The 21,707-nt window shown below is 69.4% G+C and carries 19 protein-coding genes; 11 read left to right on the top strand and 8 right to left on the bottom strand.

Features of this window, described 5'->3' with window-relative positions:
• Positions 1 to 15 precede the first annotated feature (15 nt).
• The 3 genes from ACNUDN_RS20270 (at position 16) to ACNUDN_RS20260 (ending at position 4,275) form a co-directional block, all read left to right on the top strand.
• On the top strand, positions 16 to 474 hold the full coding sequence (locus ACNUDN_RS20270; RefSeq protein WP_419123558.1) for a hypothetical protein: 459 nt from the start codon (positions 16 to 18) through the stop codon (positions 472 to 474).
• 96 nt (positions 475 to 570) lie between these two features.
• Entirely contained in the window at positions 571 to 3,150 is a 2,580-nt protein-coding gene (locus ACNUDN_RS20265; RefSeq protein ID WP_419123557.1) for a bifunctional FO biosynthesis protein CofGH, read from the top strand.
• Positions 3,151 to 3,366: 216 nt separating this feature from the next.
• Positions 3,367 to 4,275, top strand: coding sequence for a fumarylacetoacetate hydrolase family protein (locus ACNUDN_RS20260; RefSeq protein ID WP_419123556.1), 909 nt, complete (start codon positions 3,367 to 3,369; stop codon positions 4,273 to 4,275).
• Positions 4,276 to 4,319: 44 nt separating this feature from the next.
• Here the strand turns inward: ACNUDN_RS20260 and ACNUDN_RS20255 are convergent, their stop codons facing one another.
• Positions 4,320 to 4,865 carry a YceI family protein gene (locus ACNUDN_RS20255; RefSeq protein ID WP_419123555.1) on the bottom strand — a complete coding sequence of 182 codons (546 nt, stop codon included), beginning with the start codon at positions 4,863 to 4,865 and terminating at the stop codon, positions 4,320 to 4,322.
• Positions 4,866 to 4,962: 97 nt separating this feature from the next.
• Between ACNUDN_RS20255 and ACNUDN_RS20250 the strand changes: the two genes are divergently transcribed.
• Positions 4,963 to 5,724, top strand: a complete 762-nt coding sequence (locus ACNUDN_RS20250; RefSeq protein WP_419123554.1) for a glycoside hydrolase family 16 protein — start codon at positions 4,963 to 4,965, stop codon at positions 5,722 to 5,724.
• A gap of 41 nt (positions 5,725 to 5,765) precedes the next feature.
• Here ACNUDN_RS20250 and ACNUDN_RS20245 read toward each other — a convergent pair whose 3' ends face one another.
• Both ACNUDN_RS20245 and ACNUDN_RS20240 read right to left on the bottom strand, forming a co-directional pair.
• Positions 5,766 to 7,784 carry an FAD-dependent oxidoreductase gene (locus tag ACNUDN_RS20245; RefSeq protein WP_419123553.1) on the bottom strand — a complete coding sequence of 673 codons (2,019 nt, stop codon included), beginning with the start codon at positions 7,782 to 7,784 and terminating at the stop codon, positions 5,766 to 5,768.
• Positions 7,781 to 8,347: a PadR family transcriptional regulator gene (locus ACNUDN_RS20240; RefSeq protein ID WP_419123552.1), complete on the bottom strand. Its 567-nt coding sequence runs from the start codon at positions 8,345 to 8,347 to the stop codon at positions 7,781 to 7,783. Before ACNUDN_RS20240 ends, ACNUDN_RS20245 begins: the two co-directional genes overlap by 4 nt.
• Before the next feature lie 270 nt (positions 8,348 to 8,617).
• Here ACNUDN_RS20240 and fdxA point away from each other — a divergent pair, with 270 nt between their 5' ends.
• Both fdxA and dapC read left to right on the top strand, forming a co-directional pair.
• Positions 8,618 to 8,941, top strand: a complete 324-nt coding sequence (gene fdxA / locus ACNUDN_RS20235; RefSeq protein WP_419123551.1) for a ferredoxin — start codon at positions 8,618 to 8,620, stop codon at positions 8,939 to 8,941.
• Between the two features lie 27 nt (positions 8,942 to 8,968).
• Positions 8,969 to 10,060: a succinyldiaminopimelate transaminase gene (gene dapC, locus ACNUDN_RS20230; protein ID WP_419125237.1), complete on the top strand. Its 1,092-nt coding sequence runs from the start codon at positions 8,969 to 8,971 to the stop codon at positions 10,058 to 10,060.
• A 6-nt stretch (positions 10,061 to 10,066) separates the two neighbouring features.
• Here dapC and ACNUDN_RS20225 read toward each other — a convergent pair whose 3' ends face one another.
• Positions 10,067 to 11,020, bottom strand: a complete 954-nt coding sequence (locus tag ACNUDN_RS20225; protein ID WP_419123550.1) for a LysR substrate-binding domain-containing protein — start codon at positions 11,018 to 11,020, stop codon at positions 10,067 to 10,069.
• Between the two features lie 72 nt (positions 11,021 to 11,092).
• On the opposite strand from ACNUDN_RS20225, the gene ACNUDN_RS20220 reads away from it, so the two are divergent.
• Complete coding sequence (locus ACNUDN_RS20220) at positions 11,093 to 14,563, top strand: proline dehydrogenase family protein (RefSeq protein WP_419123549.1); 3,471 nt, start codon at positions 11,093 to 11,095, stop codon at positions 14,561 to 14,563.
• Here ACNUDN_RS20220 and ACNUDN_RS20215 read toward each other — a convergent pair.
• Together ACNUDN_RS20215 and ACNUDN_RS20210 are read right to left on the bottom strand one after the other, a co-directional pair.
• Positions 14,551 to 15,051 (bottom strand): Rv2253 family sensor-like surface protein, encoded by a 501-nt coding sequence (locus ACNUDN_RS20215; protein ID WP_419123548.1) that lies wholly within the window; start codon positions 15,049 to 15,051, stop codon positions 14,551 to 14,553. The two genes, ACNUDN_RS20220 and ACNUDN_RS20215, sit on opposite strands and share 13 nt — an antisense overlap.
• 152 nt (positions 15,052 to 15,203) lie before the next feature.
• On the bottom strand, positions 15,204 to 15,740 hold the full coding sequence (locus ACNUDN_RS20210) for an NUDIX domain-containing protein (protein ID WP_419123547.1): 537 nt from the start codon (positions 15,738 to 15,740) through the stop codon (positions 15,204 to 15,206).
• 41 nt (positions 15,741 to 15,781) lie between these two features.
• Between ACNUDN_RS20210 and ACNUDN_RS20205 the strand changes: the two genes are divergently transcribed.
• The 3 genes from ACNUDN_RS20205 (at position 15,782) to ACNUDN_RS20195 (ending at position 18,206) form a co-directional block, all read left to right on the top strand.
• Complete coding sequence (locus tag ACNUDN_RS20205) at positions 15,782 to 17,200, top strand: acyl-CoA synthetase (RefSeq protein ID WP_419123546.1); 1,419 nt, start codon at positions 15,782 to 15,784, stop codon at positions 17,198 to 17,200.
• Positions 17,191 to 17,541, top strand: coding sequence for a VOC family protein (locus ACNUDN_RS20200; protein ID WP_419123545.1), 351 nt, complete (start codon positions 17,191 to 17,193; stop codon positions 17,539 to 17,541). Before ACNUDN_RS20205 ends, ACNUDN_RS20200 begins: the two co-directional genes overlap by 10 nt.
• 137 nt (positions 17,542 to 17,678) lie before the next feature.
• Positions 17,679 to 18,206 (top strand): M15 family metallopeptidase, encoded by a 528-nt coding sequence (locus ACNUDN_RS20195; RefSeq protein ID WP_419125236.1) that lies wholly within the window; start codon positions 17,679 to 17,681, stop codon positions 18,204 to 18,206.
• A 4-nt stretch (positions 18,207 to 18,210) separates the two neighbouring features.
• Here ACNUDN_RS20195 and ACNUDN_RS20190 read toward each other — a convergent pair whose 3' ends face one another.
• On the bottom strand, positions 18,211 to 19,383 hold the full coding sequence (locus ACNUDN_RS20190) for an MFS transporter (RefSeq protein WP_419123544.1): 1,173 nt from the start codon (positions 19,381 to 19,383) through the stop codon (positions 18,211 to 18,213).
• A 54-nt stretch (positions 19,384 to 19,437) separates the two neighbouring features.
• Between ACNUDN_RS20190 and ACNUDN_RS20185 the strand changes: the two genes are divergently transcribed.
• Positions 19,438 to 20,628, top strand: a complete 1,191-nt coding sequence (locus tag ACNUDN_RS20185) for an ROK family protein (protein ID WP_419123543.1) — start codon at positions 19,438 to 19,440, stop codon at positions 20,626 to 20,628.
• A gap of 73 nt (positions 20,629 to 20,701) precedes the next feature.
• On the opposite strand, the gene dapD is transcribed toward ACNUDN_RS20185, so the two are convergent.
• Positions 20,702 to 21,697: a 2,3,4,5-tetrahydropyridine-2,6-dicarboxylate N-succinyltransferase gene (gene dapD / locus ACNUDN_RS20180; RefSeq protein ID WP_419123542.1), complete on the bottom strand. Its 996-nt coding sequence runs from the start codon at positions 21,695 to 21,697 to the stop codon at positions 20,702 to 20,704.
• Positions 21,698 to 21,707 lie beyond the last annotated feature (10 nt).

The following is a 21,707-nucleotide window of genomic DNA, read 5'->3' as shown; positions in this document are numbered from 1 at the left end:
CCTGGACAGTTACCAATGGGTGATCGGATCCCTGGTGTCGGTGCTCGACAGCATCCCGACCTGACGGCGACGGCTCCGCCGGCGTCGGACCGGCTGCGGTTCTTCCTGCTCGCCCTGCTCGCCGTCGACGGTGTGCTCTCGGCGGTGGCGGCCATCTTCTTCCTGCCGTTGCGTGTCGGCGCGGTCCCGCTGCCGATCAGCGCACTGCTCAGTGGTCTGCTCAACGCGGCGCTGGTCTGGGCGGGGCTGCAGTGCACCTCGATACCCCGTCTGGCGGCGTTACCGCTGTGGACCTGGCTGGCCACCGTGGTGCTGTTCTCGGTGATCGGTCCGGGCGAGGACATCGTCTTCGGCGGTGCCGGGATCATGGAGTTCGGCCCGGTGCTGCTGGTTGCTCTGGGTGCGCTACCCGCCGCGTGGCTGCTGACGCGCCACTCGCCGGCGGGGGGAGGCACCCGGCCCGGGCCCAGGTGACTACTGTGGCCTCTATGTCCCCCGGATCGCAGGCGCACTCCGTTTCAGATAGTGAGACGCGCGGATGATCCGCGACGACGCCGGGGTTACAGGGAAGTGGCTCTGAACACCCAACGCGGCGCTGATCTGCCCAGTCCGGTGGTTCCTCCGAAGTCCGCCGCCCCCAGTCCGGCCGCGCTGCGGCGGGTGCTGCGCCGGGCGCGTGACGGTGTCGCCCTCAATGTGGACGAGGCCGCGATCGCGATGACCGCACGCGGCGACGATCTGGCCGACCTGTGCGCGTCGGCGTCGCGGGTGCGTGACGCCGGGCTGGAGGCGGCCGGCCGCCGGGGTGGCACCGGCCGGTTGCCGGTCAGCTATTCGCGCAAGGTGTTCATCCCGGTGACACACCTGTGCCGCGACACCTGCCACTACTGCACGTTCGTCACGGTGCCGGGCAGATTGCGCGCCGAGGGCAAGGGCATGTTCATGGAGCCCGACGAGATCCTTGATGTCGCCCGGCGCGGGGCCGAGATGGGTTGCAAGGAGGCGCTTTTCACTCTCGGTGACCGTCCGGAAAGCCGTTGGGACGAGGCGCGGCAGTGGCTCGACGAGCGGGGTTATGACTCCACGCTGGACTATGTGCGTGCGATGGCGATCCGGGTGCTCGAGGAGACCGGTCTGCTGCCCCACCTCAACCCCGGTGTGATGTCCTGGTCGGAGCTGTCCCGGCTCAAGCCGGTGGCCCCGTCGATGGGCATGATGCTGGAGACCACCTCACGGCGGCTGTTCGAGACCAAGGGCCTGGCCCATTACGGCAGCCCCGACAAGGATCCCGCGGTGCGGCTGCGCACCCTCGACGACGCGGGTCGACTGTCGATCCCGTTCACCACCGGTCTGCTGGTGGGAATCGGGGAGACGCTGACCGAGCGGGCCGAGACCGTGCACGCGATCCGGCGTTCGCACAAGGAGTTCGGCCACGTCCAGGAAGTGATCGTGCAGAACTTCCGGGCCAAGGACCACACCGCGATGGCCGCAACGCCGGACGCCGGGATGGAAGACTTCTTGGCCACCATCGCGGTCACCCGGCTGGTGATGGGGCCCAAGGTGCGTATCCAGGCACCGCCGAACCTGGTGTCGCGTCAGGAATGTCTGGCGTTGATCGGCGCCGGCGTGGACGACTGGGGCGGGGTGTCACCGCTGACCCCTGATCATGTCAACCCGGAGCGGCCGTGGCCCGCGCTGGACGAATTGGCCGCCGTCACCGCCGAAGCCGGTTACGACCTGGTGCAGCGACTGACCGCGCAGCCGCAGTATGTGCAGGCCGGCGCGGCGTGGATCGACCCCCGCGTGCACGGGCACGTCGCGGCACTGGCCGACCCGGACACCGGGTACGCGCTGGACGTCAATCCGGTGGGCCGCCCGTGGCAGGAGCCCGACGAGGCGGCCGAATCGCTGGGCCGCACCGATCTGCACACCGCGATCGACACCGAGGGCCGGCGCACCGAGACCCGTAGCGATCTGGGTAGCGCGTTCGGCGACTGGGAGTCGATCCGGGCCAAGGTCGGGGAGCTCGCGGCCCGCGCACCGGAGCGGGTGGACACCGATGTGTTGGCCGCGCTGCGCTCGGCCGAACGGGATCCGGCCGGCTGCTCCGACGACGAGTACCTGGCGCTGGCCACCGCCGACGGGCCGGCGCTCGACGCGGTGACCGCACTTGCGGATGCGCTGCGCCGTGACGTCGTCGGCGACGACGTCACGTTCGTGGTGAACCGCAACATCAACTTCACCAACATCTGCTACACCGGTTGCCGGTTCTGCGCCTTCGCCCAGCGCAAGGGGGACGCCGACGCGTACTCGCTGTCGACCGACGAGGTCGCCGACCGCGCCTGGGAGGCGCACGTCGCCGGCGCCACCGAGGTGTGCATGCAGGGCGGCATCGATCCCGAACTCCCGGTCACCGGCTACGCCGATCTGGTGCGGGCGGTCAAGGCGCGGGTGCCGTCGATGCACGTACACGCGTTCTCTCCGATGGAGATCGCCAACGGGGCGACCCGCAGCGGCACCTCGATCCGGGAATGGCTGACCGCCCTGCGCGAGGCCGGGCTCGACACCATTCCGGGCACGGCCGCCGAGATCCTCGACGACGAGGTGCGCTGGGTGCTGACCAAGGGCAAGCTGCCGACGTCGATGTGGATCGAGGTCGTGACCACCGCCCACGAGGTCGGGTTGCGGTCGAGCTCGACGATGATGTACGGGCATGTCGACACCCCGCGGCACTGGGTCGGGCACCTCAACGTGCTGCGCGGAATCCAGGACAAGACAGGCGGATTCACCGAGTTCGTGCCGCTGCCGTTCGTGCACCAGTCCTCGCCGCTCTACCTGGCCGGTGGCGCCCGGCCCGGGCCGACGCACCGCGACAACCGTGCGGTGCACGCGCTGGCGCGGATCATGCTGCACGGCAGGATCCCCAGCATCCAGACCAGTTGGGTCAAACTCGGAACCGAGCGCACGCAGGTGATGCTGCGCGGCGGTGCCAACGATCTGGGCGGCACGCTGATGGAGGAGACCATCTCGCGGATGGCGGGCTCGGAGAACGGCTCGGCCAAGACCGTCGCCGATCTGGTCGCCATCGCCGAGGGGATCGGCAGGCCCGCCCGTCAACGCACCACCGACTACACCCCGCTCGCCGCCTGAAACCCGCGAGCGTCCCCCCACCCACCTGCCGCGAGCGTCCCCCCACCTGGCGCGAGCGTGCGTGTCTGCGGCCGACACGCCGCGAAAAAACCTGACATCACGCACGCTCGCGAACGTCGGTGCGGGGGTCGGGCGCGACCGGCGGAACCCCGACTGGCGGGACCCCCGACGGGTAGGGCCCCCGACGGGCAGGCCCCCGACTGGTAGGACGGAGGCATGAAACTGCGACGGATGATCGAGGACGGCAGGCTCGAAGTGCAGTCGCTGGGGGCCGACAGTTCCTGGGGTCGCGCCGAGGACCCGTCGCCGCTCGGCGGACGCGTGTTCGACGCCGAATGGGAGATGGCCGTCGCGCAGCGCCACCATGCGTCGGCCGGCTACGTCCTGCCCTTCGCGCCGGCCTCCTTCCGGGACTTCATGCTCTACGAAGATCACGCGACCGACGCCGCCCGCGGACTGGTGCGTCGCTTCCATCCGGGGCAGTCGCGCGCAGCCGAGACGATCGAGAAGCTGACCCGCACGCCGTTCCCGCTGTTCAAGCCCAAGCGGTTGTTCTACCGCCAGCCGATCTACTACATGTCCAACCATCTGAGCTTCGTGCCGACCGGTACCCCGGTGGCGTTTCCGTCCTACTCGACGGCGCTGGACTACGAACTCGAGCTCGGATTCGTCCTCAAGGCACCGCTCTACAACGCCACCGCCGAGGAGGCGCTGGCCGCGATCGGCGCCTTCGTCGTGGTCAACGACTTCAGTGCCCGCGATGTCCAGCGTGCCGAGATGGCCACCGGTCTGGGACCACAGAAGGCGAAGCACTTCCTGTCGTCGATGTCGGCTGTCGCGGTGACTGCCGACGAGATCCTGCCGCGCATCGATGCACTCACCGGCACGGTCGCCGTCAACGGAATCACGGTGAGCAGGGTCTGCAGTCGAGGTATGCGGTGGTCGGTCGGCGATGTGCTTGCCCATGCATCACGCGACGAACAGCTTTATCCCGGTGAGCTTTTCGCGACCGGGACCCTTCCAGGAGGATCGGGTATGGAGACCGGCAACTGGCTGCGTCCCGGGGATGACCTGACGTTGACCCTCGACCAGATCGGGGACATCACCCACACGATCACGCAGTGAAGCCGCTGCGGCGTCGGCCGCAGCGGCGCCACCCTTCTCTTGGGTCAGGCCTGCTTGAGGGCCTCGATCTCGAGGGTGATGGTCACCTTGTCTCCGACGACTGCGCCGCCGGTCTCCAGTGGTGCGTCGAAGTTGATGCCGAAGTCTTTGCGGTTCAACACCACCGAGGCCTCGAAGCCGGCGACCTCGCCGTGCCCCATGCCGGGGTTGACGCCGTTGAACTCCAGTGTCAGTGAGATCGCACGGGTGATGCCCTTGAGCGTGAAGTCACCGTCGACGACGTAGTTCTCGCCGTCGGGGCGGACGGCTGTCGAGACGAACGTGGCAACCGGGTACTGCTCGGTGTCGAAGAAGTCCGCCGACTTCAGGTGCCCGTCGCGCTGCTCGTTGCGGGTGTTGACCGAATCGACGGCGATCTGCGCGCGTACCGAAGGCACACCGTCGGCGCCCACGCCGATCTCACCGCTGAACGTGTCGAACACCCCCCGGACCTTGCTCACGACCAGGTGGCGCACGGTGAAACCGACAGACGAATGCACCGGGTCGATGGTCCAGGTTCCGGTGGGCAGGGCGGTGGTGGCGGTGGACATGGATGTCTCTTTTCTTCGATGTGGGAGTCGGCGGGTCCGACAGATACCCCAATCTAAACGGACTGTGGTCCGAATTCATTCCCGCTAGTCTCCGGACATGACGACGGACGGTTTCGACGAGCGGTTCACCGCACTGGACCCCACCATCTGGACGGCGTCCTACCTGCCCGCGTGGAGCTCGCGCGCGGCGGCTGCCGCGACCTTCGACACCGGTCCCCACGGCCTCGACCTGTCCATCCCGCCTGGACAACCGTTGTGGTGCCCGGACCTGCACGACGGGCCGCTGCGGGTGTCGGCGGTGCAGAGCGCGAACTGGTCGGGACCGGTGGGTTCGAGTGCTGCACCCCAACCCTTCCGCGACGGACTGGTCGTCGCCGAGCAACAGCCCACGGTCCTGGGCCGCACCCCGCATTTCGGCACCATCACCGTCACCTGTTCGGCACGTCTGAGCCCCCGTTCGATGTTCTCGGCATGGATGGTCGGGCTGGAGGACGATCCGAACCGGTGCGGTGAGATCTGCCTGATGGAGGTATTCGGTGACACGGTGTCGGGCGGACACGCCGCGATCGGACAGGGCATTCACCGGTTCCGTGACCCCGCGCTGCGGGAGGACTTCACGGTCGATCATCACGCCATCGACATCGAGAAGCCGCATACCTACGCCGCGCGATGGCAGCCGGGATCGGTCGAGTTTCTGATCGACGGCATCGTCACCCGGGTCCTGGATCAGGCTCCCGACTATCCGATGTTTCTGATTCTCGGGGTGTTCGACTTCCCGTCCCGTCCGGGTCCGGAGCGGCACACCCCGCACCTGCTCGTCAGCCGGGTGACGTATCAACCGCTGCCGCAGGGCCTCTGACCGGCGGCGCCTCGATTCGGCCGGTCACTCCCCGCGGCCGGCTACAGCCGCGCAGCCAGCTCGGTGCCGGCCCGGATCGCGCGTTTGGCGTCCAGCTCGGCGGCCAGCGAGGCGCCGCCGATGAGGTGCGGGGTGATGCCGCGCCCGGTCAGCGCACCCTCCAGATCTCGAACCGAGAGCTGTCCCGCGCAGATCACCACGTTGTCCACGGCCAGCACCCGTGCGTCGGCGTGGCCCGACCCGACGCTGATGTGCAGCCCCGCGTCGTCGATGCGCTCGTAGTTCACCCCACTGAGCTGCTGAACGCCCTTGGCGCGCAGCGACTTGCGGTGCACCCAACCGGTGGTCTTGCCCAACGAACGGCCCTGCGGCCCTTTGGTGCGCTGCAACAGGTAGACCTCGCGAACGGCGGGCGCCGGTCGCGGTGTGGCCAGCGCGCCCCGCACCCCGGGTGCCTGGTGGGGCGCCAGCGCCCCCCATTCGGCCTGCCAAACCTTGACGTCGAGCGTCGGGGAGTGCTCGGTGGTGAGAAATGCACTGACGTCGAAGCCGATTCCGCCCGCGCCGATCACCGCGACCCTGCGGCCGACAGGTGCGCCCGACAACACCTCGGCATAGGTCAGCACCATCGGATGCTCGATACCGGGGATGTCGGGTATCCGTGGAGTCACTCCGGTGGCCAGCACCACCTCGTCGAAGGCGGCGAGCTCGGCCGCCCCGGCCCGGATGCCGAGCCGGACGTCGACGCCGTGCTTGTCGAGCATGCGGGTGAAATACCGGATGGTCTCCCCGAACTCCTCCTTACCGGGAACCCGCCGGGCCAGCTCGAATTGACCGCCGATGTGGTCGTCGGACTCGAAGAGCGTCACCCGATGGCCGCGCTGCGCGGCGGTGACGGCGGCCGACAGGCCGGCCGGTCCCGCGCCGACGACGGCCACCCGCCGGGAATGCCGCGTCGGGGCCAGCGTCAACGTGGTCTCACGTCCGGCCCGCGGATTCAGCAGGCACGAGACCGTCTTGTGGACGAACACGTGGTCCAGGCACGCCTGATTGCACGCGATGCAGGTGTTGATCTCGTCGGCGGCGTCCGCGGTCGCCTTGGCGACCCAGTCCGAATCGGCCAGCAGCGGACGAGCCATCGAGATCAGGCCGATCTCCGTCTCGGCGAGGATCTGTTCCGCGGCTTCCGGCATGTTGATCCGATTCGACGCGATCACCGGAATGTCGACGTGCTGCGCGACGGAGGCGGCGATGTCGACGAACGCGCTGTTGGGTACCGAGGTCACGATCGTCGGAACCCGGGCCTCGTGCCACCCGATGCCGGTGTTGATCAATGTGGCCCCGGCGGCTTCGACTTCGGTTGCCAGCGCCAGTATTTCGTCCCACGTCTGGCCGTCCTCGACGTAGTCGGCCATGGACAACCGATAGCAGATCACGAAATCGGAGCCGACCGCGGCGCGCGTGCGCCGCACGATCTCGACGGGCATCCGGCGCCGCCGCTCGGCGCTGCCGCCCCAGCGGTCGGTGCGGTCGTTGGTGCGTGGGGCCAGAAACTGATTGAGCAGGTAACCTTCGCTGCCCATGATCTCGACGCCGTCGTATCCCGCGTCGCGGGCCAGCATCGCGCAGCGCACGAAGTCGTCGATCGTGCCATCGACATCCCGCAGGGCTCGTGGCCGAAAAGGATTGTTGGGGGCCTTGACCGACGATGCGCTGACCGAGAACGGATGGTACGCATAGCGGCCCGCATGCAGGATCTGGAGCAGGATCTTGGCGCCGGCCTGCTGCACCGGACCGGTGATGCGCCGGTGCCGGCGGGCCTGCGCCGACGATGTCAGCTGGGCGGCCAACGGCAGCAACCAGCCGGTGCGGTTGGGTGCGTATCCGCCGGTGATGATCAGACCAACGCCACCGCGGGCCCGTTCGGTGAAGTAGTCGGCCAGCCGGCCGGTGTCGCGGGCGCGATCTTCCAGGCCGGTGTGCATCGACCCCATCACGACCCGGTTGCGCAGTGTCGTGAACCCGAGATCCAACGGCGACAACAGGTGTGGATAGCTCACGGATCTCTCCCCAGGGTGGCGCTCACCTCGTCGAGCCAGTCGATCGCGCCCTCTTCGGCCCGGATACCGCCGCGCAGCACCAGGTACTGGTGCCGTGCGGTGCCGGTCAGACCGGCCGGATCGGGGAACTGGGTCTTCTCGAACCCGCGGTAGGTGTCCAACAACGCGGCGCGTTCGGCACGAAAGGCGGTGACCTGATCGAGCAGCGCGGCACGGTCGCCATGCTCGGCTCCGCGGATCTTGACCGCGAGATCGCGGGTCCGGTTGTCGGCCACCGTGGGACTCCTGCCGCCCTGTCCCGCCAGCGGCTCGGCAATCCAGCGTGCCAGCTCGGCCCGCCCGGCATCGGAGACCGTATAGACCTTCTTGTCCGGCCGCCCGCGCTGCGCCACCGGCGTCACGTGTACCCAGCCGGCGTCGCTCATCGTGCGCAGCGTGCGGTAGATCTGCTGGTGCGTCGCGGCCCAGAAGAACCCGATCGACCGGTCGAACCGGTGCGCGAGGTCGTACCCCGAGCTCGGCTGTTCGCAGAGCGAGACCAGCATGGCGTGTGGAAGGCCCACGTCCCGGAGCGTAGGACGGTGACGATCGCTATGCAACTAGTTGCACATCGGTCCCGCCGCACCCGGGCCACTAGGCGAGGGGTATGTGCGACGTTTAGTATCAGTAACCGCGCGGAACCCCTTGCAGGGTTTGGCGCGCAAGTTAGGGCACACTGAGACGCGCGTCCAAGTACCGGCAGGGATACTTGCTGGAACCGGACGCGCCGATCGCTGCGCCGACCCGGGAACAGCCCACCGGACAGGTAGTTCGAGAGGACTTAGGAGAAGTTCGTGACGTACACGATTGCCGAGCCCTGCGTCGACGTCAAAGACAAGGCATGCATCGAGGAATGCCCTGTCGACTGCATCTATGAGGGCGCCCGCATGCTGTACATCCACCCCGACGAGTGCGTCGACTGCGGCGCGTGCGAGCCGGTGTGCCCGGTCGAGGCGATCTACTACGAGGACGACGTTCCCGACCAGTGGAGCGCCTACACGCAGATCAACGCGGACTTCTTCGCTGAGCTTGGCTCTCCGGGTGGAGCGTCGAAGGTCGGACAGACCGACAACGACCCGCAGCCCGTCAAGGATCTGCCGCCCCAGGGTGAGGACTGAGCGACGTCTGAGTCCGCATCTCGGCCGCTGAAGTCGGCGTCACTTCCGGTCTTCCCGTGGGACACCCTCGCCGTCGTGACCGCGGTGGCGCGCGCCCACCCGGACGGCATCGTGGACCTGTCCGTCGGGACACCGGTCGACCCGGTGGCACCGCTCATCCAGGAGGCGTTGGCCGCGGCCGGTTCGGCGCCGGGATATCCGACCACCCACGGCACCTCGGTCCTGCGCGAAGCCGCCGTGGCGGCGCTGAGCCGTAGGTACGGGGTCACCGGGGTGACCCCGGCGGCGGTGCTGCCGGTGATCGGTACCAAAGAACTCATTGCGTGGTTGCCCACCCTGCTCGGCCTTGGCGCGGCGGACACCGTCGTGGTGCCCGAGTTGGCCTATCCCACCTACGAAGTCGGGGCTTTGCTGGCCGGTTCGGCGACAGTGCGCGCCGATTCCTTGACCCAGCTCGGTCCCGCGGTGCCGGCGCTGGTCTACCTCAATTCGCCCAGCAACCCGACCGGCCGGGTGCTCGGGGTCGACCATCTGCGCAAGGTCGTCGGCTGGGCCCGCGACCGCGGCGTGCTGATCGCCTCCGACGAGTGCTACCTCGGCCTCGGCTGGGACGCCGCGCCGGTGTCGGTGTTGCATCCCGATGTCTGCGACGGTGACCACACCGGCTTGCTGGCCGTGCATTCGCTGTCGAAGACGTCGTCGCTGGCCGGCTACCGGGCGGGCCTGGTCGCCGGTGACCCGGCGGTGGTCGCCGAGCTGCTGGCGGTCCGCAAACACGCAGGCATGATGGTGCCCACCCCGGTACAGTCCGCGATGGCCGCGGCCCTGGACGACGACGCCCACGAGCAGGAGCAGCGCGCGCGCTATGCGCGTCGGCGCGACGCATTGCTGCCCGCGCTCAAGGCCGCCGGGTTCACCATCGACGATTCCGAGGCCGGACTGTATCTGTGGGCGACACGCGACGAGCCCGGCCGGGACACCGTCGCCTGGCTGGCCGACCGCGGCATTCTGGTCGCGCCCGGTGAGTTCTACGGGCCGCGCGGCGCCCGGCACGTCCGGGTGGCGCTGACGGCCACCGATGAACGCATAGCGGCCGCCGTCGACCGCCTCGCGGCGTAGTCGGGATCAGGATCGATCCTCGCTCAGGGGCACCGTGAGGTCCCCGGGCACCACCGAGGCCAGCGCATCCCGGCAGGCGCGGATGGCCGGGGTCGCCCGCAACGCCGATCGGGTCGCGGTGAACACCGACCGGCGTCTCGGGTCGACATCGACGACACGCAGCGCCGGACGCCGACGCACCCGCATCAGATCCGGCAGGATCGCGACGGCGTTGCCGCTCTCGATGAGCGCGATCTGTGCCTCCAGATCGTCGGTCTCGAACCGGACATCGGGTTCGAAACCTGCCTGCCGACAGAGCTGTTCGGCCCAGTGCCGGGACGCGGTCCCGGCTGGTTCCATCGTCCAGGGCAGGTCGGCGGCGTCCCGGACCGAGGTGACGCGATCCCACCGGCCGCCTTGCGGGGGGACGGCCAACCGGAGCAGATCGGAGGTCAGCGGCTCCCGGTCCAGGTCGGGATAGGCGCGGGCAGCATGGCCTGGGTATTCCTCGGCGATCACCAGGTCGAACTCACGCATCCAGGTTTCGTAGAGCGCCTGCTCGGGTTCGCGCTGAGACATGGTCACCCGCAGCCGCGGGTGGCGTGCCGCCAACGCCGTGAGCATCTGTGGCATGAACGCCGAAGCAGCGGACTGGAAAACGGCCAGCCGCACGGTGCCCGACGCCTCGCCCGACGACTGCGTGCGCTCGGCGGCGACCTGCGCGGCGGCCAACTCGAGCCGCTCCAGAATTGCGGCGGTGTGTTCGACGAGCACCTCGGCCGCCGGGGTCAGACGCACCCGGCGTCCGACCTTCTCCAGCAGCGTGACGCCCACCTCGCGTTCCAGCTGACTCAGGGCTTGTGACACCGAGGACGGGCTCTGGTGTAGCGCCTCGGCCACCTCGGCCAGGGTGCCGCGCAGGCTCAGTTCGTGGAGCAACCGCAGGCGACGGATGTCGAGCAGGTCAGGCCGCTTATTCATCGATTCTGCTTATGTGTTTTCATCAGAATTCATCGCTTTATTCTAGGGTTCACCCGGGTCGATCATGGACAGATGACGGTGACGACCGGCGACTTCACCAACGACTTCATGAACGACGACGTACTGACCGAAGTCGAATCCCTGGTGCGGAGTTGGCTCGACGACGCCGCGGGCCGGCCTGTCGCGCCTGCGGCCCGGCGGCTCGCCGGCGTGCTGCGAGACCCCGCCGGGCTGGATTTCACCGTCGGATTCGTCGACCGGGTGATCAGACCCGAGGACAATCGCGTCGCCGCCGCCAACCTTCGCGACCTTGCCCGGCACACTCCCGGCTTCCTGCCCTGGCACCTACGCCTGATGATCACACTCGGAGCTGCGCTGTCGCTTGTCGCGCCCCATGTGGTCATCCCCATCGCCGCGCGGGCACTGCGCGAGATGGTCGGTCACCTCCTGGTCGACGCGACCGACGCCCGGCTCGGACGATCCGTGGCCCGCATTCGCCGCCGCGGTGTCGGGCTCAACATCAACCTGCTCGGCGAGGCGGTGCTGGGGCGGGGTGAAGCGCAGCGACGGCTGACCGGAACCGAGCGGCTACTCGCGCGTCCCGACGTCGACTATGTGTCCATCAAGGTGTCCGCCACCGTGCCGCCGCACTCGCCGTGGGCGTTCGACGAGGCGGTCGAGCACGTCGAAAGCAGCCTGTTGCCGCTGTTCCGGCAGGCGGCGACAGCGCCGACGAAGAAGTTCATCAACCTCGATATGGAGGAGTACCGCGATCTGGAACTGACGATCGCGGTGTTCACCCGGCTGCTCGATCGTCCCGAACTGCACGATTTCGAGGCCGGCATCGTGCTCCAGGCCTATCTGCCCGACGCGCTGGGCGCGATGATCCGGCTTCAGGACTGGGCCCGGGCCCGCAGGCAGCGTGGCGGGGCCGCGATCAAGGTCCGGCTGGTCAAGGGCGCCAACCTGCCCATGGAGCAGGTGGAGGCGGCGCTGCACGGTTGGCCCCTGGCGACCTGGCCGACCAAACAGGACACCGACACCAACTACAAGCGTGTGCTGGACTACGCGCTGCGCCCCGGCCGCACCGAGAACGTGCGGATCGGCGTCGCCGGTCACAACCTGTTCGACATCGCCTACGCGTGGATACTGGCCGGCCAGCGCGGCGTCCGCGACCGGGTCGACGTCGAGATGCTGTTGGGTATGGCCGAGGCGCAGGCCGAGGCGGTCCGCGCGACAGTGGGTGGCCTGCTGCTGTATGTGCCTGTGGTGCATCCCAAGGACTTCGACGCCGCCATCGCCTACCTGGTGCGCAGGCTGGAAGAAGGCGCCAGCCAGGACAACTTCATGTCCGCGGTGTTCGAATTACACAGCGACCATCGGCTTTTCCATCGCGAGAAACAACGGTTCGCCGCCTCACTGGCCGCCCTCGGCGGCGCCGCGGAAACCGATGTGCCGCAGCCCAATCGCCGGCAGGACCGGCGCACCGACGATCCGGCGGCGTCGGTGCGTGAGCCCTTCGCCAACGTTGCCGACACCGACCCGGCACTGCCGGGGAACCGGGCCTGGGGCCGGATGGTCACCGAGCGCATCCCCGTCTCGACGGCCGGGCGCGCGTTGGTCGGCGAGTGCACGGTGACCGGGGAAGCCGAGCTGGAATCGGTGATCGCCAAGGGTGTTTCGGCGGCCCGGAGCTGGTCGGCCCGGTCCGGCGCCGATCGCGCCGGCATTCTGCGTCGTGCCGCCGCGGCGTTGGAGGGCGCGCGTGCGGTACTGCTCGAGGTGATGGCCGCCGAGACCGGAAAGACCCTCGACCAGGGTGATCCCGAGGTCTCTGAGGCCATCGATTTCGCCAATTACTATGCCGCACTTGCCGAGGCGCTCGACGACGTGGACGGGGCCACCGCGGTCGCGGTGGGACTCACCGTGGTCACGCCCCCGTGGAACTTCCCGGTCGCCATCCCTGCCGGCTCGACGTTGGCTGCGTTGGCGGCGGGCAGTGCGGTCATCGTCAAACCCGCGACGCAGGCCCGGCGGTGCGGATCGGTGATGGTGCAGGCGCTGTGGGATGCCGGGGTGCCCCGCGACGTGCTGCAGCTGGTGCATCTCGACGAAGGCGACCTGGGGACGCAGTTGGTCTCCGATCCACGGGTGGGCCGGTTGATTCTCACCGGCGCATTCGACACCGCGGCACTGTTCCGCCGCTTCCGGCCGGACCTTGCGCTGCTGGCCGAGACCAGCGGGAAGAACGCCATGGTGATCACCCCGCACGCGGACATCGACCTCGCGGTCAAAGACCTGGTCTACTCGGCGTTCGGGCACGCCGGCCAGAAGTGCTCGGCGGCCTCGCTGGGGATCCTGGTCGGCTCCGTGGCCCGGTCCCGGCGGTTCCGCGATCAGCTCGTCGACGCCGTCACGTCGCTCATCGTCGGTTACCCGGCCGACCCCACCGCTCAGATGGGGCCGGTCATCGAACCGGCAGCGGGAAAGCTGCTGCGCGCGCTGACCGTACTGGATCCCGGTGAGCAGTGGCTGGTGCAACCGCGCAAGCTCGACGACACCGGCCGGCTCTGGTCCCCGGGGGTGAAGGTCGGTGTCCGGCGCGGATCGGAGTTTCACCTCACCGAGTATTTCGGCCCGGTGCTCGGGCTCATCGAGGCCGGCGACCTCGACGAGGCGATCGCGATTCAGAACCAGGTCGACTACGGCCTCACCGCAGGACTGCACACCCTCGACCGCGACGAGATGAGGCGGTGGATCGACCGGGTCGAGGCCGGCAACGCCTACGTCAACCGATCGACCGTCGGTGCGATCGTGGCCCGCCAGCCGTTCGGTGGCTGGAAGAAGTCCGCCGTCGGTGCCGGCACCAAGGCCGGCGGACCGAATTACCTGGTCGGCCTCAGTGACTGGCGCGCCGCTCCCGCGACCAGGGCGGGCCGGCTCACCCGGGCCCAGAGCCGATATCTCGATGCCACCGCGGCTTTGCCGCTGGAGCCCGCCGAGCGCGAGTTTCTGCGGCGCTCGCTGGGGTCCGACGCGCTTGCCTGGGAGCAGGAGTTCGGTCAGGTCCGCGACGTGTCGGCACTGACGGCCGAGAAGAATGTGCTGCGCTACCGGCCGGTGCCGGTGACCGTGCGCATCGAGGACGGCGACCTCGCCGCGCTGCTACGGGTGGTCGGCGCGGGCATCCTGGCCGGCTCGCAGGTGACCGTCTCGGCCCCGACGCCACCGGACCCCGCGATCGCCGACCTGCTGAGGTCATCGCGCGTGTCCTGGCGCACCGAGGATGCGGACTCCTGGCGGACCGTCCTGCGCGGGGACGCCCCCGCCCGGGTCCGGCTGCTGGGCGGCAGCCGCGCAGCGTTCGCCGAAGCCAGCGACGGCCGAGTCGACGTGGCGCTCTACGCACAACCGGTGGTCGAGGCCGGACGTATCGAACTGCTCACGTTCCTGCGCGAACAGGCGGTGTCGGTCACCGCACACCGATTCGGTTCGCCGACCGCACTCGTCGAAGGGCTGTGGTCGCGGGACTACGCAGGGTAGGCGGCGACCGGCATCACGACGGTGCCTCGGCAGACACCTTCAAGGATCTCGGTGCGCCACGTCCCGTACATCGAGCCGTCCACCGTCGGGGCGTAGAACACCAGGGACCGGGCGGCGGCGTACTCGCGCGGCACATCGTCGCCGCGGAAGCACTCCCATTGCCAGTTGTAGTTGAAGACCCACTGCCTGCCGTCCCAGGTGTACCTGGCGGGCTGTGGCACGGTCGGGTTCGACGGTGCCGGACCGTCGGAGGCGGTGGCCACGCAGGTGCCCGCACACGTCGTGCTGAAGGTGTACTGGCCACTGAAGTCCGGTTCTGGCTGCCGGGCGGCGACGCTGGTACCGAGTTTGTCGGAGGCGAACGTCACGACCGTGTAGCGCCCGCTCCAGTCCGGCAGCGCCGCCTGCGCGGTGCCTTCGGCGCACAGGCACGCGGCCGCAACGAAAGTCACGGATGCTAGTGCGCTACGCGCGCGTCGCGCCGGCATGATTCCCTCGCAGTTTCTCGGTGTGGCATGAACCTAATTGCCCTACCCGTCAAACTCCCTGATCGACACGGCCCGCCGGGGCACGGTTGGGTCACGGGTTGATATCGGCACGCGGGTGCCAATGATGTTCGTGCAGCCCGGGATTCGGGTGCTCAGTGCCCGGCCAGCAACATCAGGGTCCACGCCGCCAGCGTCTGCGCGTCGGTGATCGCCCCGTGCCGCATCATCTGCTCCACCTCGGCGCGGGTGAACCAGGAACTGCGCATGTCCTGTTCCTCGTGTTCGCGGTCGTGCGGTCCCTCGGTGATGCCGGTGGCGACAAACACCCGCCCGCGCTGGCTGCTCATCCCGGGCGCCACATCGAGCACGCCGATCTCGGTCATCATCGCGGCGATCAGGCCGGTCTCCTCCCGCAGCTCGCGGGCCGCGAGCTCATCGGCGTCCAGTTCGGCCCGATCGGGCGCGGTACCCTGCGGGAACTCCCAGCGCCGCATGCCGATCGGATAGCGGAACTGTTCGACCAGATGGAATCGCTCGCCGTCGCGCGGGATCACCAGCGCGTAGGTCGGTTTGTCCACGACCGCGTAGATCCCGGCACTGCCGTCAGGTCTGCGGATGTCGTCCTCGCGGACAGTGAGCCAGTTGTTGCGGTACACCTCGCGCGTGCCGACGGCCCGGATGGAATCCACCGCACCAGTATGGCCGGGCGTGGGGAGTAGCCTCATCTTCTGTGTTGCTGGCGTCCTTGAACCCCGCGGCCGTGGCGGCGGGGGCAGACCTGGGCGATGCGGTGCGCATCGACGGGGTGTCCCTGAGTCGAAGTGATCTCGTCGGGGCGGCGACGTCGGTCGCCGAACGCGTCGGCGGCGCGTCGCGGGTTGCGGTGCTGGCCACGCCGACGGCAGCCACCGTGCTCGCCGTGACCGGGTGCCTGATCGCCGGCGTGCCCGTCGTCCCGGTGCCCGCCGACGTCGGCGCCGCCGAGCGGCGTCACATCGTCGGCGACTCCGGCGCGCAGGCCTGGCTGGGTGAGGCGCCCGCGGAGACCGAGGGATTGCCGCACATCCCGGTCCGGTTGCACGCCCGCTCCTGGCACCGCTATGCCGAACCGGCGCCGGACTCTGCCGCGCTGATCATCTACACCTCGGGCACCACCGGGCTGCCCAAAGGCGTGGTGGTCAGTCGTCGCGCGATCGCCGCCGACATCGACATGCTGGCCCAGGCGTGGCAGTGGACCGCACAGGACACGCTCGCCCACGGCCTGCCGATGTACCACGTCCACGGCCTGGTCCTCGGGCTGTTGGGGTCGCTGCGGATCGGAAACCGGCTCGTACACACGGGTAAACCCGCGCCCGCGGCCTACGCCCGGGCGGTGGACCAACACGGCGCCACCCTGCTCTTCGGTGTCCCGACGGTGTGGTCGCGGATCGTCGAGGACGGTGACGCGGCGCGGGCACTGGCGCCGGCGCGGCTGCTGGTGTCGGGAAGCGCAGCGCTGCCGGTTCCGGTGTTCGAGGGGCTGACCGGTCTGAGCGGACACCGGCCGGTCGAGCGCTACGGCAGCACCGAGACGCTGATCACGCTCAGCACGCAGGTTGCCGGCGAGCGCCGACCGGGTTGGGTAGGGCTGCCACTGCAGGGGGTGACGACGCGGCTGGTGGCCGACGACGGCACGGCCGTGCCGCACGACGGCCAGTCCATCGGTCACCTGCACGTGCAGAGCCCGACCCTGTTCGACGGGTACCTCAACCGGGCCGACGCGACTGCCGAGGTGCTCGGCGAGGACGGTTGGTACCGCACCGGCGACGTCGCGGTGATCGACCCCGACGGGATGCACCGCATCGTCGGCCGCGAGTCGGTCGACCTGATCAAGAGCGGGGGCTTCCGCATCGGCGCCGGGGAGATCGAGACGGTCCTGCTGCAACATCGCGGTGTGCGGGAGGCAGCGGTGATCGGTGCGCCGGACCGGGATCTCGGGCAGCGCATCATCGCTTTCGTTGTCGGCGATGCGGCACCAGATGACCTGATCGAGCATGTCGCCCAACAGCTTTCGGTGCACAAGCGACCGTGTGAGGTCCGGGTGGTCGCAAGCCTGCCGCGCAATGCCATGGGCAAGGTGTTGAAGAAGGAACTGGCGCAATGGGTCTGAGGTTCAGCGAGATCTGCGTCGACGCCGGTGACATCCAGGCTTTGGCGGCTTGGTGGGCCCAGGTGCTGGGGTGGCCGGCCGAGGACACTGACGACGGCGACGTCGCGTTGCGGGCGCCGGCCGGGGCGGGTCCGGACTGGTTGTTTCTCGCGGTTCCCGAGGGTAAGGCGGTGAAGAACCGCATCCATTTCGACTTCACCCCCGATGACCAGGACGCCGAGGTGGCGCGGTTGATCGGCCTGGGCGCCCGCCGGGTCGACATCGGTCAGGGCGAGCAGAGCTGGGTGGTGCTGGCCGATCCGGAAGGCAATGAGTTCTGCGTCCTGGCGGCACAGGGGTGATGCATCGCCTGTCCCGGCGAGCGTGCGTGTCTGCGGGCAACACGCCGGCAAGATCTGCGATTACACGCACGCTCGCCGGGATCGGCGGCGTGCTGGGTGCCTCGCTGCTGTCCGCCTGCGGTCAGTCGGCCGAGGTGATGCTTGTCCAAACCAGCATCGTCGTGCCGCCGGCGCCGATGCCCGCACCTCCGCCCGGGGACGCTCTGGTCATCGGCTCGGCGGCTGTCGACACCACCGGCGGCTGGCTGCCCGACGGCACCATGCTCTCACCGTTCGACACCGCCAATCCGATACTGTCCCAACTTGATCCCGCACTGCTCACGGCGGTGCAGGACGCGGCCAGGGCGGCCGAAGCCGACGGTGTGCAGCTGTGGGTGACCTCGGGCTGGCGGTCGAAGGGTTTCCAACAGCGGCTGTTCGACGACGCGGTGCGCACCTACGGAAGTGTGCCGCAGGCCGCCGAATTCGTCGCCACCCCAGAGGTTTCCCAGCATGTCAGCGGTCAGGCCATCGACATCGGGCCGGCCGAGGCCGACCACTGGCTGATCGCCAACGGTTCCAGATTCGGTCTGTGCCAGATCTATGCCAACGAGATCTGGCATTTCGAACTGGCCACCGACGCGCAGGGCAACTGTCCGCCGCTCAAGCCCAACGCGGCGGGGTAGCCGGTCACGGCTGCGCCGGGAAGGCGTGACGCGCCAGCACCGCGACGGCAAGGCCGAGGCCGAACAGCAATGCCGCCGCCCAGGGCAGTGACTGCAACCCGGCGGTCCCGAGCAGGCCGGCGCCGATGGCGGATCCACCGGCGATGCCGGCGTTGGCGGTGGCGTTGACCCACGCGCCCGCGCGTTCGGGTGACACCGCGCCGGTGCGCACCGCGCAGGCCTGGTAGATCGACGGGATCCCGCCGAATGCGGTGCACCACACCGCGATCGTCGCCAGCAACGCCCACAGCAGTGACGACGTCACCGTCAGTGCGGCGACGGCGACCGTCGCCGATCCCAGCAGCACCGCCGTGGTCCGCCGGGGGTTACGGTCCAGGCCCCGTCCCGCATACCACAGGCCGATCAGCCCGCATGCTCCGCACATCAGCAGCACCGGTCCGACGAAGGCCGCCGGTACACCGCCGGTCAACAGCACCACGCTGATGAACGTGTACACGGTGAAATGCCCGAGAAACACCAGGGTGTTCGACGACGCCACGGCGAACAACCGGCGGCGTCCGCCCGTCGGTCGCGGATGCTCGCCGGGTTCGTGCCCGACCGGCGGCAGCACGCGGGCCATCAGCGTGACCGTCACCGCCGACAACACCGTCAGCGCGACGAACGACGTGCGCCAGCCCGCGGCGGTGCCCAGTGATGTCAGCAACGGCACGCCGAGGACCAGACCCACCGACGCGCCGCTGCCGGCCAATGCGAGCGCGCGCCCGACCTGCGCACCGGACACCAGTCGGGGGGCGTAACCGATGGCCAGCGAGAAGAACAACGCATGGGTGAGACCGCCGACGGTACGGCCGACGGCCACGATCGCGAACGTCGGTGCCACAGCCACCAACGCGTTGCTCACCACATAGCCACCGACGGTGACCACCAACAGCGGCTTGCGCGCGAAACGCGCGGTGGCCGCGGTGAGCGGCACCGCCAGCGCGGCGACCATGACGGCGTAGAGCCCGACGAGCAGACCGGTCGCCGATTCGGAGACGGTGAACGCACGTGCGATCTGGGGGAGCAGACCGACGGGCAGCATCTCGGTTGTCACCGCCAGGCACGAGGCCGCCGCGAGCGCGGACAGGCCGGCACGGCTGGCACGCAGCCCGGAACCGTGCGTCGCGGCTGCGGTCATGGCTGCTGAATATACTCGCGCGATGAGTTTAATCAAGTGCGATACTGCTCGGCGATGTCCGAGGAACAGCGGCACGCGGCGCAGACGCGCTGGTCCGGCGCTGCCCAGCTGATCGCGGTGGTGCGGGCCGAGCCCGGTGTCACCCGGGCCACCGCCGCGCAACGTCTGGGCATCGGCACCGGGGGAGCGGCCGATATGGTCGCCCGGCTCAGAGGGCTCCGCCTGCTCGACGAGACCCCCGCGCCGGCGCGTGGCCGTGGCAGGCCGACGACGGTGCTGGGGCCCCACGATGCCGGACCGCTGGTGCTGGTCGCCGAGGTGCGGGCCGCCGACTGGCGGCTGGCGGTGGCCGGGATCGACGCTCAACCCCGGATCGTGGCCACCGGTGACTACGCCGACAACGAGCTGGACACCGCGCTGCGTCGACTCTCGGTGGCTGTCGGCAGCACCTATCGGCGCAATGCCACGCGGTTCAGGGCCTTGACGATCTCGGTTGCCGGCACCGTCAGCGATGCCGAGCTGGTCCAGTTCACCTCCCGGCGCAGGCGCAACGTCGACCTGTCCGTGCTCACCGAACGGATCCCGCGTCGGGCCGGGCTGACGGTGCTGGTCGGAAACGACGCCACGCTGGCGGGTCTGGCCGAAGCCCGCACCGGCTCGGCCCGATCGGCGCGCACCTCCCTGCACCTGATCGTTGCGCAGGGCATCGGCGGAACCCTGGTCGTCGACGGTGAGCCGCTGGCCGGCGCGCACGGCGCCGCGGGCGAGTACGGCCACATCCCGTTCGGCGATCCGGCGCTGGCCTGCCCGTGTGGGGCGCGCGGATGCTGGGATCTGACCGTCGACGGACGCGCACTGGCCCGGCTGCGGGGGGAGGACGCGCCCGAGGACCCGGTCGGCTATGTCCACCGGGTGCTCGCCGAGCCCCGCGACGCCCGGACGCGGCTGGCTCTGGAGAGCGTCGCGGCGTCGTTGGGCCGCGGGATCGGGGCGCTGGTGAACCTGCACGATCCGGAGGTGGTCACGCTGGGCGGCGTCGGCGCGGCACTACGCTCGGGTGCGGCGCGGACCTTCGAGACGGCCTACCGCGACGCTCTGATGGCCTACCGCCAGGATGCCCCGCCGCCGGTGTGCGATGCCGAGCACGGCGAGGAAGGTCCGCTGCGCGGTGCCGCCATCATGGCGGTCGACCAGGTCGTCAGCGTCGCGGGTCTCGCCGATTGGGCGCAGCGCCAACGGCTTTGAGCGTGCGTGAAGTCGTCGATGAGGGCGGCGTTTCGCCTGCAGACACGCACGCTCGCACCATTGGGGGCTGGGGTCAGTTGGCGTGCAGCGCTTCGTTGAGGGTGATGCCGGAACCGTCGCGCTTGACCACCTCCACCGCGCCGGTCACCGAATTACGGCGAAACAGCAGATTGCTCGCCCCGGAGAGCTCGCGCGCCTTGACCGTCGTGGCCGTGCGGTCCCCGTCGAGGAGGGTCACCTTGGTGCCCGCGGTGACGTACAGGCCGGCCTCGATCACGCAGTCGTCGCCCAGCGAGATGCCCAGACCGGCGTTGGCGCCCAACAAACAGCGCTTGCCGACCGAGATCACCTGTGTGCCGCCGCCGGACAGCGTGCCCATGATCGATGCGCCGCCACCGACGTCGGACCCGTCATCGACGACCACACCCGCCGAGATCCGCCCCTCGACCATGGAGCTGCCCAGCGTGCCGGCGTTGAAGTTCACGAAGCCCTCGTGCATCACCGTGGTCCCCGGCGCCAGGTGCGCGCCGAGCCGCACCCGGTCCGCGTCGGCGATGCGCACCCCCGACGGCAACACATAGTCGACCATCCGCGGGAACTTGTCGACGCCGTAGACCGCGACGTGGCCCCGGCGGCGCAACCGCGCCCGCACCGTCTCGAAACCGTCGACGGCACAAGGCCCGTGGCTGGTCCACACCACATTGCTGAGCACTCCGAACAGCCCGTCGGCGTTGAGGCCGTGCGGCGCGACCAGCCGGTGGGAGAGCAGGTGCAGTCGCAGATAGGCGTCGTAGGCGTCGACCGCCTTGTCGGCCAGCGACGCGATGACGGTGCGCACCACCACGACATCGACGTCGCGGTCCTCGTCCCGGCCCGCGAGCGCGGCCAGTTCCGCGGGCACCTCGGCGACCGACAGGCGCACCGTCGCCGACTCGCCGTCGGCGCTCAGTTCGGGCGCGGGGAACCAGGTGTCGAGGACCGATCCGTCGGCCGCGAGGGTCGCCACGCCGACACCGGATGCTCCAGAAGCAGAAGTCACGGTGCTCCAGGCTACCGGTGGGCCTAGCATCGCTTCACGG

It is taken from the genome of Mycobacterium sp. smrl_JER01 (genome assembly GCF_048513595.2).
Lineage (GTDB): Bacteria > Actinomycetota > Actinomycetes > Mycobacteriales > Mycobacteriaceae > Mycobacterium.
This window is presented reverse-complemented; position numbering and strand designations above follow the sequence as displayed.

What these genes read in the sequence shown, in the direction of transcription:
- ACNUDN_RS20255 (WP_419123555.1), bottom strand. Translation starts at nt 4,865, where the DNA reads ATGTCCACCGCCACCACCGCCCTGCCCACCGGAACCTGGACCATCGAC.
- ACNUDN_RS20195 (WP_419125236.1), top strand. Translation starts at nt 17,679, where the DNA reads ATGCTTGTCCAAACCAGCATCGTCGTGCCGCCGGCGCCGATGCCCGCA.
- ACNUDN_RS20220 (WP_419123549.1), top strand. Translation starts at nt 11,093, where the DNA reads ATGACGGTGACGACCGGCGACTTCACCAACGACTTCATGAACGACGAC.
- ACNUDN_RS20225 (WP_419123550.1), bottom strand. Translation starts at nt 11,020, where the DNA reads ATGAATAAGCGGCCTGACCTGCTCGACATCCGTCGCCTGCGGTTGCTC.
- ACNUDN_RS20260 (WP_419123556.1), top strand. Translation starts at nt 3,367, where the DNA reads ATGAAACTGCGACGGATGATCGAGGACGGCAGGCTCGAAGTGCAGTCG.
- ACNUDN_RS20270 (WP_419123558.1), top strand. Translation starts at nt 16, where the DNA reads ATGGGTGATCGGATCCCTGGTGTCGGTGCTCGACAGCATCCCGACCTG.
- dapD (WP_419123542.1), bottom strand. Translation starts at nt 21,697, where the DNA reads ATGCTAGGCCCACCGGTAGCCTGGAGCACCGTGACTTCTGCTTCTGGA.
- ACNUDN_RS20200 (WP_419123545.1), top strand. Translation starts at nt 17,191, where the DNA reads ATGGGTCTGAGGTTCAGCGAGATCTGCGTCGACGCCGGTGACATCCAG.
- ACNUDN_RS20185 (WP_419123543.1), top strand. Translation starts at nt 19,438, where the DNA reads ATGTCCGAGGAACAGCGGCACGCGGCGCAGACGCGCTGGTCCGGCGCT.
- ACNUDN_RS20250 (WP_419123554.1), top strand. Translation starts at nt 4,963, where the DNA reads ATGACGACGGACGGTTTCGACGAGCGGTTCACCGCACTGGACCCCACC.
- ACNUDN_RS20190 (WP_419123544.1), bottom strand. Translation starts at nt 19,383, where the DNA reads ATGACCGCAGCCGCGACGCACGGTTCCGGGCTGCGTGCCAGCCGTGCC.
- ACNUDN_RS20215 (WP_419123548.1), bottom strand. Translation starts at nt 15,051, where the DNA reads ATGCCGGCGCGACGCGCGCGTAGCGCACTAGCATCCGTGACTTTCGTT.